14 protein-coding genes are annotated in these 11,802 nt (G+C 67.4%); 4 read left to right on the forward strand and 10 right to left on the reverse strand.

The window, feature by feature from the left end; all coding sequences use genetic code 11:
* The first annotated feature begins 53 nt into the window (after nucleotides 1-53).
* Complete coding sequence (locus tag QJ043_RS03470) at nucleotides 54-1,274, forward strand: cation diffusion facilitator family transporter (protein ID WP_283713877.1); 1,221 nt, start codon at nucleotides 54-56, stop codon at nucleotides 1,272-1,274.
* Between the two features lie 99 nt (nucleotides 1,275-1,373).
* Here QJ043_RS03470 and QJ043_RS03475 read toward each other — a convergent pair whose 3' ends face one another.
* Nucleotides 1,374-2,255 (reverse strand): LysR family transcriptional regulator, encoded by an 882-nt coding sequence (locus tag QJ043_RS03475; RefSeq protein ID WP_283713878.1) that lies wholly within the window; start codon nucleotides 2,253-2,255, stop codon nucleotides 1,374-1,376.
* A 139-nt stretch (nucleotides 2,256-2,394) separates the two neighbouring features.
* Here QJ043_RS03475 and QJ043_RS03480 point away from each other — a divergent pair, with 139 nt between their 5' ends.
* Nucleotides 2,395-3,141 (forward strand): carboxymuconolactone decarboxylase family protein, encoded by a 747-nt coding sequence (locus tag QJ043_RS03480; RefSeq protein ID WP_283713879.1) that lies wholly within the window; start codon nucleotides 2,395-2,397, stop codon nucleotides 3,139-3,141.
* Between the two features lie 103 nt (nucleotides 3,142-3,244).
* Nucleotides 3,245-3,733 carry a flavodoxin gene (locus QJ043_RS03485; RefSeq protein ID WP_283713880.1) on the forward strand — a complete coding sequence of 163 codons (489 nt, stop codon included), beginning with the start codon at nucleotides 3,245-3,247 and terminating at the stop codon, nucleotides 3,731-3,733.
* A gap of 148 nt (nucleotides 3,734-3,881) precedes the next feature.
* Here QJ043_RS03485 and QJ043_RS03490 read toward each other — a convergent pair whose 3' ends face one another.
* The 9 genes from QJ043_RS03490 to QJ043_RS03530 all read right to left on the reverse strand — a co-directional run bounded on the left by QJ043_RS03490 (nucleotide 3,882) and on the right by QJ043_RS03530 (nucleotide 9,836).
* Nucleotides 3,882-4,085: a hypothetical protein gene (locus tag QJ043_RS03490; protein ID WP_283713881.1), complete on the reverse strand. Its 204-nt coding sequence runs from the start codon at nucleotides 4,083-4,085 to the stop codon at nucleotides 3,882-3,884.
* Entirely contained in the window at nucleotides 4,082-4,351 is a 270-nt protein-coding gene (locus QJ043_RS03495) for a hypothetical protein (RefSeq protein ID WP_283713882.1), read from the reverse strand. The genes QJ043_RS03490 and QJ043_RS03495 overlap by 4 nt, the downstream gene beginning before the upstream one ends.
* 77 nt (nucleotides 4,352-4,428) lie before the next feature.
* Complete coding sequence (gene ettA, locus QJ043_RS03500) at nucleotides 4,429-6,108, reverse strand: energy-dependent translational throttle protein EttA (protein WP_283713883.1); 1,680 nt, start codon at nucleotides 6,106-6,108, stop codon at nucleotides 4,429-4,431.
* Between the two features lie 69 nt (nucleotides 6,109-6,177).
* Nucleotides 6,178-7,590: an FtsX-like permease family protein gene (locus QJ043_RS03505; protein WP_283713884.1), complete on the reverse strand. Its 1,413-nt coding sequence runs from the start codon at nucleotides 7,588-7,590 to the stop codon at nucleotides 6,178-6,180.
* A gap of 107 nt (nucleotides 7,591-7,697) precedes the next feature.
* Nucleotides 7,698-7,925: a hypothetical protein gene (locus QJ043_RS03510; RefSeq protein WP_283713885.1), complete on the reverse strand. Its 228-nt coding sequence runs from the start codon at nucleotides 7,923-7,925 to the stop codon at nucleotides 7,698-7,700.
* Between the two features lie 79 nt (nucleotides 7,926-8,004).
* The gene (locus QJ043_RS03515) at nucleotides 8,005-8,280 is read right to left on the reverse strand and encodes an AbrB/MazE/SpoVT family DNA-binding domain-containing protein (protein WP_283713886.1); all 276 of its coding nucleotides are present in this window, start codon (nucleotides 8,278-8,280) and stop codon (nucleotides 8,005-8,007) included.
* Between the two features lie 50 nt (nucleotides 8,281-8,330).
* On the reverse strand, nucleotides 8,331-9,203 hold the full coding sequence (locus tag QJ043_RS03520; RefSeq protein WP_283713887.1) for a spermidine synthase: 873 nt from the start codon (nucleotides 9,201-9,203) through the stop codon (nucleotides 8,331-8,333).
* Nucleotides 9,204-9,205: 2 nt separating this feature from the next.
* Complete coding sequence (locus tag QJ043_RS03525; RefSeq protein ID WP_283713888.1) at nucleotides 9,206-9,592, reverse strand: HI0074 family nucleotidyltransferase substrate-binding subunit; 387 nt, start codon at nucleotides 9,590-9,592, stop codon at nucleotides 9,206-9,208.
* On the reverse strand, nucleotides 9,585-9,836 hold the full coding sequence (locus tag QJ043_RS03530; protein WP_283713889.1) for a nucleotidyltransferase domain-containing protein: 252 nt from the start codon (nucleotides 9,834-9,836) through the stop codon (nucleotides 9,585-9,587). Before QJ043_RS03530 ends, QJ043_RS03525 begins: the two co-directional genes overlap by 8 nt.
* A gap of 238 nt (nucleotides 9,837-10,074) precedes the next feature.
* On the opposite strand from QJ043_RS03530, the gene QJ043_RS03535 reads away from it, so the two are divergent.
* A complete protein-coding gene (locus tag QJ043_RS03535) occupies nucleotides 10,075-11,721 on the forward strand; it encodes an alpha-amylase family glycosyl hydrolase (protein ID WP_283713890.1) in 1,647 nt (548 codons plus the stop codon).
* Nucleotides 11,722-11,802: the final 81 nt, after the last annotated feature.

An 11,802-nucleotide genomic window follows, 5' to 3' on the forward strand; every position in this document is an offset into this window, starting at 1 on the left:
GCGCTCCTGTCGCCTGCGATTGGGGCGCTTTTTCTACAGGAGGAACCAGCACCATGGCCACGCAGACCGCCCCGGCCACAACACATCCGCGTAAGACCCCCAACGCCCAGCAGTCCCCGGCGGGTCAGCAGCCCGTGGGCGCCCAGCAGCCGGACGCCCAACAGCAGATGGAGGCCCGCAACAAGCAGGTGGTGCGCGCGGGCCTCGTGGGCATCGTCGCCAACGTGCTGCTCTCCTCCGCCAAGCTGCTGATCGGGCTTGTCGCCAACTCGCTCGCCATCATCTTGGACGGCGTCAACAACCTGGCCGACGCCGGCGCCTCGATCATCACCATCGTGGGCGTCAAGCTCGGCGCGCGCCCGGCCGACCGGGAGCACCCGATGGGCTACGGGCGCGTGGAGTACCTGTCCGCGCTGGCCGTGGCCGTGATCGTGCTGGCCACGGGCATCGTGTCGTTCCGCGACTCCATCGAGAAGATCCTCCACCCGGTGATCTCCGACTACTCGTGGGTCGCCGTGGTGGTCATCGTGATCGCCATCGCCGTGAAGCTCTGGCTCGGCATCTGGACCAAGAAGCAGGGCAAGGAGACGGACTCCGACGCGCTCGTGGCCTCGGGCGTCGATTCCTACTTTGATGCCGTGGTGTCCGCGACCACGCTGCTCGCCATCGCGACCGCGGTCTTTTGGCACGTGTCCATCGACGGCTGGGTGTCGGCGTTCATCTCGCTCGTGGTGGCCAAGGCCGGCTGGGACATGATGAGCGACGTGGTGAACGAGATCCTCGGCGAGCGCATCGACCCGCGCCTCGCCAAGGAGCTGAAGACCGAGATCGCGGCCTTCCCGGGCGTCCTCGGCGTGCACGACCTGTACCTCGACGCCTACGGCCCCAACGAGATGATCGGATCTGTGCACCTGGCGCTCGAGGCCGACACCACCGCCGCGCAGATCGACATGCTGTCGCGCCAGATCACCGCGCAGGTGTACCGCGAGCACCACATCCTTCTGACCTGCGGCGTGTACGGGATCGTCTCCAAGGACCCCGAGTACCAGCAGCTGTTCAAGTCCGTGCGCGACCAGGTCGCGACGTACCCGGGCGCGACCTCGATGCACGCCTTCTTTGTGGACCCGGACACCGGCGAGGTGCGCTTCGACGTGGTGCGGTCCTTCGACGTGAAGGACCCGGGGCCCTGGCGCGACGAGCTGGAGAAGGAGCTGGCCGAGAAGCACCCCGGCCACACGTTCAAGATCGCCATCGACGTGGACTACGCGAGCTAGCGGGCGCGGGCCGGCGGGCGCGGAACGGCGCGGACAAATCGCTTTGACGCAAGCGTCCGCGCCTGGACGCTTCGGTCAAAGCCATTTGTCCACGGTCGGTCACCGGGGCCGGTCCCTCTCGTCGAGGAGCTGGCCCTTCTCCAGCTCGCGAACCAGACCCGAGAAGCGCTCAGCGTCTTCCCGGCGCAGCGCCACATGAAAGAGCGGGTGGGCCTCCTCGTCCAGAATCGGCACGTGCACGCGCCCGGCCGCCGCGCCGTCGCCGCGGAACCGGCGCGAGAGGTCCGTCGTGAAGATGGGAAGCGCCGAGCTCTGCGCCACGGCGTCGTGGTCCTCTTGGCTGCGCGAGACGATGAAGTGCGCGCGCGGCATGCCCTCGTCGTGAACCCGCTGCCAATGGCCGAGGTTGGGCAGCACCAGGACGTCGGCGCCGTCGAGGTCCGAGAAGCGCACGCCCGCGCGCGTCGCGAGCGGATGTCCTGGCGGCACCGAGAAGCACAGGCGCTCGCGGACGTAGGGGAACGAGAGCGCATCGGGGTTCTCGGACGGGCGGGGCAGCACGATGAGCTGGTAGGTGCCGTCCTTGAGGCCGGCCTCAAGCTCGGGCACGTCCTCGTTGCGGGACGTGATGGTCATGCCCGGATAGAGGCCGCCAAGGGTCGGTAGCAGCGTCCAGAGCGGGGCCGGCCCGGCGGAGCCCACGACGATGGTCTTGAGGCTCTCGAGATGCGCGCGGACCGCGCGCCGAAGCTCCTGCTGCGCGGCCAGCGTGGCACGGGTCTGCGCCACCGCGACGCGGCCCGTGTCGTTGAGTTCCAGCCGGTTCTTGCCATGGATGAAGAGCGGGCCTCCCAGCTCCCGCTCGAGCCTCCGCAACGACCGCGAGAGGGCCGGTTGGGAGATGTGCAGGCGCTCGGCCGCCGCCGACACCGTGCCCAGCTCCGCCACGGCCACAAGCTGTTCCAGCTGGTCAAAGGTCATGGGCGATCCTCTCGGTATGCATGGACAGCATAGCAGCGTGCGAAACCGGCACTGTGATTGGGCGCGCCCTCGCAGCACAATGGAGCCAGTCCCGATGAGTCATCACCCGTCGGGTTTGGCTCATAAGAGAGGAAACGACATGCCCAAGATTGTCCAGACCGCCGGCCGAGACTCCCTCGGCGACTTCGCCCCTGCGTTCGCCGCGTACAACGACGATGTGCTCTTTGGCGAGGTGTGGAGCGACGACACGCTCCCCCTCAAGACCCGCTCGCTGCTCACGATCACCACGCTCGTGGCCAAGGGCCTCGTCGACTCCTCGTTCACCTACCACCTCGCCACGGCCAAGGCCAACGGCGTCACCGCGCAGGAGATGGCCGCCGCGCTCACCCATGTGGCCTTTTACGCCGGCTGGCCCAACGCCTGGGCCGCGTTCCGCGAGGCCGTGAAGGTGTACGGGGACGAGCAGGACGGCCCGGAGGCCCACGGCGGCCTGTTCGGCCTCGGGCAGCCCAACGACGCCTTCGCGCAGTACTTCGACGGCCGCTCGTGGCTCAACCCGCTCACGGACCCGTCCCAGACGCAGTCCATCGCCAACGTCACCTTCGAACCAGGCTGTCGCAACCACTGGCACGTGCACGAGGCCACGTCCGGCGGCGGTCAGATTCTGCTCGTGACCGACGGCCGCGGCTGGTACCAGGAGTGGGGCGAGCCGGCGCAGGAGCTCACGCCCGGGACCGTCGTGTACATCCCGGCCGGCGTCAAGCACTGGCACGGCGCGGCGGGCGACAGCTGGATGAGCCACATCGCGTTCGAGGCCCCGGGCGAGGGCTGTGGCACCACCTGGCTGGAGGCCGTGGCGGACGAGCAGTACGGCGCGCTGGAGTAGCAGATCATCAGCACTGCAACGACGTGCAAAAGTGCTTCGTCCCCTTTTCCACAACGGTCTACACTCCCGGTACGGCGAAAAGCGCCCACCCCAAGGAGGCATGATGAGTCACACGTTGGTGGCGTACTTCAGCGCCACGGGCACCACAGAGACGGCCGCCGAGCTGCTGGCCAAGGCCGCAGGCGCGGACCTGTACGAGATCCTCCCCGCCCAGCCCTACAGCAAGGCGGACCTGGACTGGAACAACAAGGCGTCCCGCTCGACCGTCGAGTGCAGCGACCCCGCATGCCGCCCGGCGCTGGGACAGCCGGTGCCGGACGTCAGCGGCTACGACGTCATCTACGTGGGCTTCCCCATCTGGTGGTACAAGGAGGCGCCCATCGTCGACACGTTCTTGGACGCCCTCGACCTCAATGGCAAGACCGTGGTGCCGTTCGCCACGTCCGGTGGCAGCCCGCTCGGCCAGGCACAGGGCAACATCGCCGGCAACGCGCCCGGCGCGACGACCCTCCGCGGCGGGATGATGAACCCGGCCAGCCGCACCACGGCCCAGGCGCTGGTGGACAGCGTGACCCAGCAGATGGCGGAGTAGCCGCCACATCGAGCGGTTCAGCCGCCCGCGCAAAAGACCTCCCGAGGTGCCACGCACCCTGGGAGGTCTTCTCATAACCACCGCAACCACCTGAGGTGCCACGCATCTCGGGAGGTTTCCGCCTGGGGTGCGTGGCACCCCAGGTGACTCAGCGGCCCGGCTTCAGGCGCAGATAGATCTGGTAGCCCAGCCACACCACGCCGGCCACGATCAGCAGCCGGAACACACCGCCAAAGAACATCCCGAGCATCCAGCCGGCAAACCGCAGCACCAGGCAGAGGGCCGCGATCCCAATCACCACGAGCACGATGAGCGTGACGCTCGCTCCCACTTTGTCCTTCAGGTCGCTCATGACACCTCCTGTACGTAGAGCTTGTTCGAGCGCGGGAACTCCCGGGCCACGGCCGCCCGCACGGCCCGCTTGGCCTCCGACCCAGAGGGCAGCTCACGGGACTCGGTGACGAACCCGTCCTCCGAGAGGCGCACCGCCCCATCGGCCGCCACGATGCGCACGCCCCGGTCCTTCTTGAAGGTCCGCAGCTCAAGACCGCCGCGCGCACCCTTGCCGCACAGCGCGAGCGCGCTCGCCACCCCCTGCTTCATCGGCACAAGCCTCATCGGCCCTCCTCGCGGACGCTTGCGTCAGAGCCAAATGTCCAACCGTGGACAAACGGCTCTCTCCGAAGCGTCCAGCATCAGTCCCTTGTCAGCTTGCGGTGCAGACGGTGCGGCTTCGAGGCCTCCGGCCCCAGGCGCTTCTCGCGGTCCTTCTGGTAGCTCTCGAAGTTGCCCTCGAACCAGTGCCAGCGGCCGGGGTTCTCGTCGTCGCCCTCCCAGGCCAGGATGTGCGTGGCCACACGGTCCAGGAACATGCGGTCGTGGCTGATGACCACGGAGCAGCCGGGGAACTCGAGCAGCGCGGCCTCGAGGCTGGAGAGCGTCTCGACGTCGAGGTCGTTGGTGGGCTCGTCCAGAAGCAGCAGGTTGCCGCCCTGCTTGAGCGTCAGCGCCAGGTTCAGGCGGTTCCGCTCGCCGCCGGAGAGCACGCCGGCCGGCTTCTGCTGGTCGGAGCCCTTGAAGCCGAACGCCGCCACGTAGGCGCGGCTCGGCACCTCGGTCTCGCCCACCTGCATGAAGTCGTTGCCGTCGGAGACGACCTCCCACACGCGCTTCTCGCCGTCGATGCCGGCGCGGTTCTGGTCCACGTAGGAGAGCTTGACCGTCTCGCCGAGCTTGACCTCGCCGGCGTCGGGCTCCTCCAGGCCCACGATGGTCTTGAACAGCGTGGTCTTGCCCACGCCGTTGGGGCCGATGACGCCCACGATGCCGTTCCGCGGCAGCGTGAAGGAGAGGTCGTCGATCAGCACGCGGTCGCCAAAGCCTTTGCTGAGGTGCGAGACCTCGAGGACGTTCGCGCCCAGGCGCGGGCCCACCGGGATGTGGATGTCGGTGAAGTCGACGTCCTTGTGGCTGCGGGCCTCGGCCTCCATCTGGTCATAGCGGTCGAGACGGGCCTTGTTCTTGGCCTGGCGCGCCGACGGGCTCGAGCGCACCCACTCCAGCTCCGCCTTCATGCGCTTGGCGAGCTTGGCGGACTGCTGGTTCTGCGCCGCGATGCGGGCGGCCTTGGTCTCGAGATAGGTGCTGTAGTTGCCCTTGTAGGGGAAGAGCTGGCCGCGGTCCACCTCACAGATCCACTCGGCCACGTGGTCGAGGAAGTAGCGGTCGTGCGTGACGGCGAGCACGGCGCCCGGGTAGCTCTTGAGGAACTGCTCGAGCCAAAGCACCGACTCGGCGTCCAGGTGGTTGGTGGGCTCGTCGAGGAGCAGCAGGTCGGGTGCCTCGAGCAGCAGGCGGCAGAGGGCCACACGACGCCGCTCGCCACCGGAGAGCACCGAGACCGGCGTGTCCGGGTCCGGGCACTGGAGCGCGTCCATGGCCTGGGAGAGCTGGCTGTCCAGGTCCCAGCCGTTGGCGGCGTCGATCTGGTCCTGCAGCCTGCCCATCTCGGCCATGAGCGCGTCGAAGTCCGCGTCCGGCTCGGCCATCTCGAGGCCGATCTGGTTGAAGCGGTCGATCTTCGCCAGCAGGTCGCCAAAGGCCATGCGGATGTTCTCGATCACGGTCTTGTCGTCGTCCAGCTGGGGCTCCTGCTCGAGGATGCCCACCGTGTAGCCGGGCGTGAGCCGTGCCTCGCCATTGGAGACGTCCTCGATGCCGGCCATGACCTTGAGCAGCGTGGACTTGCCCATGCCGTTGGGGCCCACCACGCCGATCTTCGCGCCGGGAAAGAACGAGAGGGACACGTCGTCCAGGATCACCTTGTCGCCCGCAGTCTTGCGGGCCTCGTACATCTGGTACACGAACTCAGCCATGAGGCTCCTTGCTCGGGTTCTGGCTACAGGAATCGGCCACCAGCCTACCAGAGCCGCCCCGAAGGCGCGCTACCTGCGGCCTTCGGACGTCCTCGCCCCCGTCGGCCGCCCCCACGGCGCGAGCACGATGCGAGCGCACCCCCGGCACGTGACCACGTAATAGAACACCATGACGGCCACAGTGACCCCCACGGTCGCCGCCACGATGGTTCCGAACACGGCACCGATGCCCTCGGCCAGCACGGCCACGATGGTCAGACCCACCACGTCGTGGAGCAGGGCTCCCGCCAGCGGCACGCCAAAGTACAGCGCCACCTGGGTCCTCAGTGAGCCGGCGGCCAGGGAGCGACTAGCCCCGAGGTCGGCCAGCACCCGGTAGCGCCGCGTGCCGTCCGCCGCCTCGGCGAGCTGCTGGAGGGCAAGCACCGCCATGGCCGCAAGCAGGAACGACAGCCCGTAGAGCAGCCCGATGAACCCCACCGGGGCAAGGGAGTCCGCCAGCTCCGCGGACACTGGCGACCCGCTGCCGCGCACACCCACCGTGAAAGCGAGGCCTGCAGCGACCATGCACACCGCGCACGCGATCAACACGCAAACCACGGCCATGGCCATCGAGGAGCTGGACGCCGTGGCCTGCGTCTGGCGCACGGTGAAGCACGTGAGGCCGCGCAGGTAGCGCTGAGGGCGACGCTGAAGCGCACGGGGCACAGCCCACGCCAAGAACCGCGCCACGAGCCACGTTCCCACCAGCGCCATGGCGCCAAAGGGGACGAGGAGCACGAGGAAAAGGGCCGGCTGGAGAAGAACTGCAGCCCACACCGCACCCACGAGGACGACGCCAAGCGCCAGCTGCGCCCAGGCGAGCCTGGGCTTTCCCATGGCAAGCAGACGCTCGGGCTTCTTGTCGGCAACGAACAGCGTCGCCAAGGGTGCACGGGCCACTTGGCGTCCCGACGCCGCGCACGCCGTCGCCACGAGCGCGGCAAAGCACAGGAGGGTCCAGCGAAACGCATCCGGGGAGAAGATGACGGCCGGGCGCCAGCCCACCCCGAACACCCACGCCTCAAGGAGCATGAACGCGGGGGACGCCAGCACGCCCACGGCCACCCCCACGGCCCAAGCCGCCACGCCCACGAGGGCTCCTTCCAGGCACAAGATGGCCGACACGCCACGCCCGTCCATGCCGAGCAGCCCGTAGAGAGCGAACTCACGTGTGCGCCGTCGCACGATGAACCGAAAGCCATAGGACATCAGAAACGCAAAAACCACCACCACGAACACCGAGAAGGCGCTCATGACCGTGTTGAGCTGCTGAGACTCGGCCAGGCCGCGCTGCTCGCCGCTGAGGTCCATGGCCCACAGATAGTCCCCTGCCGACGAGAACGAGTAGAGCAGACAGGCGGCGAAGGCGAGGGTGGCAAAGAACACCGAGTAGTCCTTGACGCTGCGCCGCACGTTGCCGAGCGCGAGCTTGAGATACATGGGAACGAGACCTCCTTGGACGGGTGGATCCATGGTGGCCCGCCCGCCGGGAGGGTGCCCCGGGCGCGGCTTACGGCTCGGTGACGTGTCTGTAAGGGGCCGCGCGGCTAGTCGGCGGGCCTGCCACGCAACGTCTCCGTCCAGTCCTCGCCCGCAAAGAACAGGTCGGCCAGCAGGACGTCGGAGCCCCGCCTCTCATGAACCACAATCAAGTTTTGCAACGGTAGCCATCGAAGACCGATGGAACCATCGCCCAGGTCCACCGGCGCCCCCATCTCGGGGAAGGCGGCAAGGTCGCGCACCAGCGTTTCATAGTCGTCGAGCAGCTTGGCCACGCTCGTAATTCCCGCCGCACTCTCCCGCTGAGCCAATGCGAGCGCGAAACGTTCAGCAAAGCCCTGGCCTTCGACCACCCTACAGACCATACTTCGCTCTCAACTCGCGCACATGGTCCATCGCGTCGACGCAGCGATGCTCTCGATAGTCCTCTTCTGCACCGGCCACGCGAGCAAGAAACTCCTCTCGCGTGCCAAGCTGCAAGGTCGGCTCGTGCACAGGCACCAGTTCCACGCGCTCTCCGTCGCTGAGAAGAGCAACCTGATCGTGAGGTTTGACCCCAAGAATCTCTCGAAACTGCTTGGGTAGGCCGATCTGGCCTGTTGTCGTGACTCTCGTGACTGCGACAGGCATGACGGCCTCCTTAGAGTTGATTAATAGCTCTAATAGTACCCACCGACGCCTCACACCTCGACCGCGCCCGGGACCTCCTTGGGAATCCACGACGCCACGAGCAGGTAGTTCTCCTCCTCGGCCAGCGCGTCGTCGATGGCCGGCACCACAGCGACGTAGGGAAACACCGTCAGCAGGCGCCTGCGACAGGCCAAGAGGGCCGACGGATCCTCCTTGGGCACCGAGACGTTCACCACGAACACCCCGTACATCGTGAGGTTCACCTGCACGAGCGCAAGGCCGTCTGGAGATGTGAGCGCGTCGTCTGCCGTGCGGCCCACGAAGGCGTCGTCGACGATCGCCGTGAAGCGCGGGACGGCGTCCGCCCCTCGCGTCGCGCGGTCCCGTGTCAGCTCCCGCAGCAGGTCCATGCCCTCCTGCGCGCGCACCTCCAGGCGGGGCGTTCCGTCCGGCAGCTCGCCGGCCTCCGTGATCGAGCGCCCCAGCCGGAACTCGCGCAGCGCGATGTCCACCATCGCCGGGTCAATCTCAGAGACGAGCACCGCCACGTCCGGATTCACCGCCACCGCATGCCGCGGCCAGGCACAGCCCGCACCGCCAATCACCAGCACGCGCCCCGGCTGCGGGGCGACGGCGGGATCCAGCACCAGGTCGAACGCCCGCGCGTAGGCGGCCGCCGGCTCGTCGGGCGCGTCCTCGTACATCACCGTCTGCCAGCCGCCGCCGAGCGACAGCACGCGGATCGGCCTGCGCCCCTCGTCTGGCGACGTCGTCGAGAACACCCTGGCCGTACCGAACTTCGTGCAGTACAAGCGGGGACGAGCGCCGGCCACGCGAGTCACGGCGAACGCGGAAACCGCTGCCGCAGTAGCCCCGACGGCCACGGCGCCAGCAGTCTTAAGGAAACGGGAGCGAACGCCCATTGTCAGCCCACCTCACCGGGAAGATCCAAGGGCCAGTTCTCGGCCAGCTCTCCAGCCAGCACTTCGAAGAGCCTCAGGTGCTGGGTCCGTGCGCGCTCGACCACGTCCAGGGCAATGTTCTCGTCATAGACGTGCGACAGTGTGCTGCGGTCCTCGAGCATCTGAACCCAGCCGACCTCGTCGTCGACCATCCCCACCTGATACGCGATTTGGATGACGCCCTGCGGCGACCCCATGCGCTTGGCCGTGTCATAGCCGTAGCGGCTCAGCGTTTCCTTCATCGCCTTCCACGACAGCTCGAACGCGATCTCGAACAGGTTGGCGATGCCGGCCAGCTGCAGCGGGGTGTACGGAGCTCCGAGGCTCTCGACGGTGCGTAGGTTATCCACGGCCCTCGCGAAGTTCTCGACCTTTCTCATAGAGGATCACCCCGTCTCGCTCAATCTCGGCCAGAAAGCCCGGGTTGTTGGGTCGGGCCAGGTCCACGGTGTCGCACATCAAGAGCGTCGATGTCTCCTCGTCCACGTCGAGCGCGAACCGCGCGCCGTCGCCCCCTCGATAGGCCAGATCGATGTCGCTCCGCTCCCCTTGGTCGCCTCGCGCCCGTGAGCCATAGAGCACCACGAGCTCCACCCCCGTGCTTCTGGGCCAGCCCTCGGATCTGGTCAATCACCTGTGGGCGGATCCCGGTAAAGGAAAGGTCAGAACAAACCCTCACATCTCTCCGTCCGGCCGCAGTCCACGAGTCCAACCGATAACATTCGATGCACTCCCGCGCTTTCAGGCTTCTTGTTGGCCTGAAATGGGAAGCCTTCTGCAAGTATAGGCGGCGCATATTTCCCGCTACGCACGACCCATCCTAGGAGGTTCCATGGCCTGGTACGACGAGGCGGTCTTCTACCACATCTATCCGCTGGGGCTCACGGGCGCGCCCAAGGTCAACGAGCACGGCGAGCCCGAACACCGGCTGCTCGACCTGATCCCCTGGCTCGACCACATGCGGGACATCAACGCGAACGCCCTGTACATCGGGCCACTCTTTGAGTCGATGACCCACGGGTACGACACGGTGGACTACTCCACGGTCGACGCGCGACTCGGCACCAACGAGGACCTCGCGACCCTTGTCCAGGAGGCCCACGACCGCGGGATCCACGTGATCCTCGACGGCGTCTTCAACCATGTGGGGCGCGACTTCTTCGCGTTCCAGGACCTGCTCGAGAAGCGCGAGAACAGCCCCTACCGCGACTGGTTCTGCAACGTGAACTTCTGCGGCAACAACAGCTACAACGACGGCCTCTGCTACGACAACTGGGGCGGCGTCGACGCGTTGGTCAAGCTCAACCAAAAGAACCCGGCGGTGCGCGAGCACCTGACGAACGCCGTGCAAGGCTGGGTGGACGAGTTCGACATCGACGGCCTGCGCCTGGACGCCGCCGACGTGCTGGACTTCGAATGCATGCACGCGCTCCGGCACCTGGCCAACACCGTGAAGCCGGACTTCTGGCTCATGGGCGAGGTGATCCACGGCGACTACAGCCGCTGGGTCAACGGCGACACGCTCCACGCGGTCACGGACTACTCGCTCCACAAGGGACTCTACTCCGGCCACAACGACCACAACTACTTCGAGATCGCGCACACCGTGAAGCGCAACCTCGACATGGGCGGCGGCCATGTGGACGGCCTCAAGCTCTACAACTTCGTGGACAACCACGACGTGGACCGCATCGCCAGCAAACTCGACCAGCCGGCGCACCTGGCGCCCGTGCACGTGCTGCTCTACACGCTGCCGGGCGTCCCGAGCATCTACTACGGCAGCGAGTTCGCCGTCCCGGGCAAGCGCACCGCCCATGCCGACGACATGCTGCGCCCGGCGCTCGACCTGGAGGAGCTGGAGGAGCAGCGCCAACCGCTCGAGGCGCTGGTGACGGCGCTCGGGGCCGTCCGCGAGGCGCGCCCGGAGCTCTCCTACGGGGAGTATCAGGAGCTCGCGCTCACCAACCGCCAGTACGCGTTCGCGCGCACCTTGAACGGCAGCTCCGTGATCGTGGCCGTGAACAACGACGAGGGCCCGGCGTCCGTGACCGTCGACGCCCTGGACGCGGACGGGTACGTGGGCGCGCTCACCGGGACCGCGTACCCGGCCGAGGACGGGCGCGTCACCATCGAGCTGGACGCCTGCTCCGGCGACGTGCTGGTGCCAGAGGGAACCGAAGTGCCGGAGGTCCCCGACGTGCCGGCGTTCGAGCCCGAGACGACCCCGGAGGCGCAGTCTGCCGGCGTGACGCTCGAGGGCGACGCCGCCGAGGTGCTCGACGAGGCCTGCGAGGCCATCGGCATTCCGGACGAAATCCCCGAGGACAAGCCGCTCGAGGAGTGGACCGTCCAGGAGCTGCAGGCCGGCGTCCTCGCGCACCTGGCGGCCAACGGCCCCGTGACCCCGCAGATGCGCAAGGACGTGGAGAACAACGTCTACCACGACTCGCTCCTGAACTGGATCAAGTCCTTCAGATAGCGCTCTGCGATTGTCAAGGTGCACGCGTGTCCCAGGGGCCCCGGGTTTTCTCGGGGCCTCTTTCTTATGGGTAGAGACCTC

The sequence above is a fragment of the Kribbibacterium absianum genome, assembly GCF_030067705.1.
Classification (GTDB): domain Bacteria; phylum Actinomycetota; class Coriobacteriia; order Coriobacteriales; family Atopobiaceae; genus Kribbibacterium; species Kribbibacterium absianum.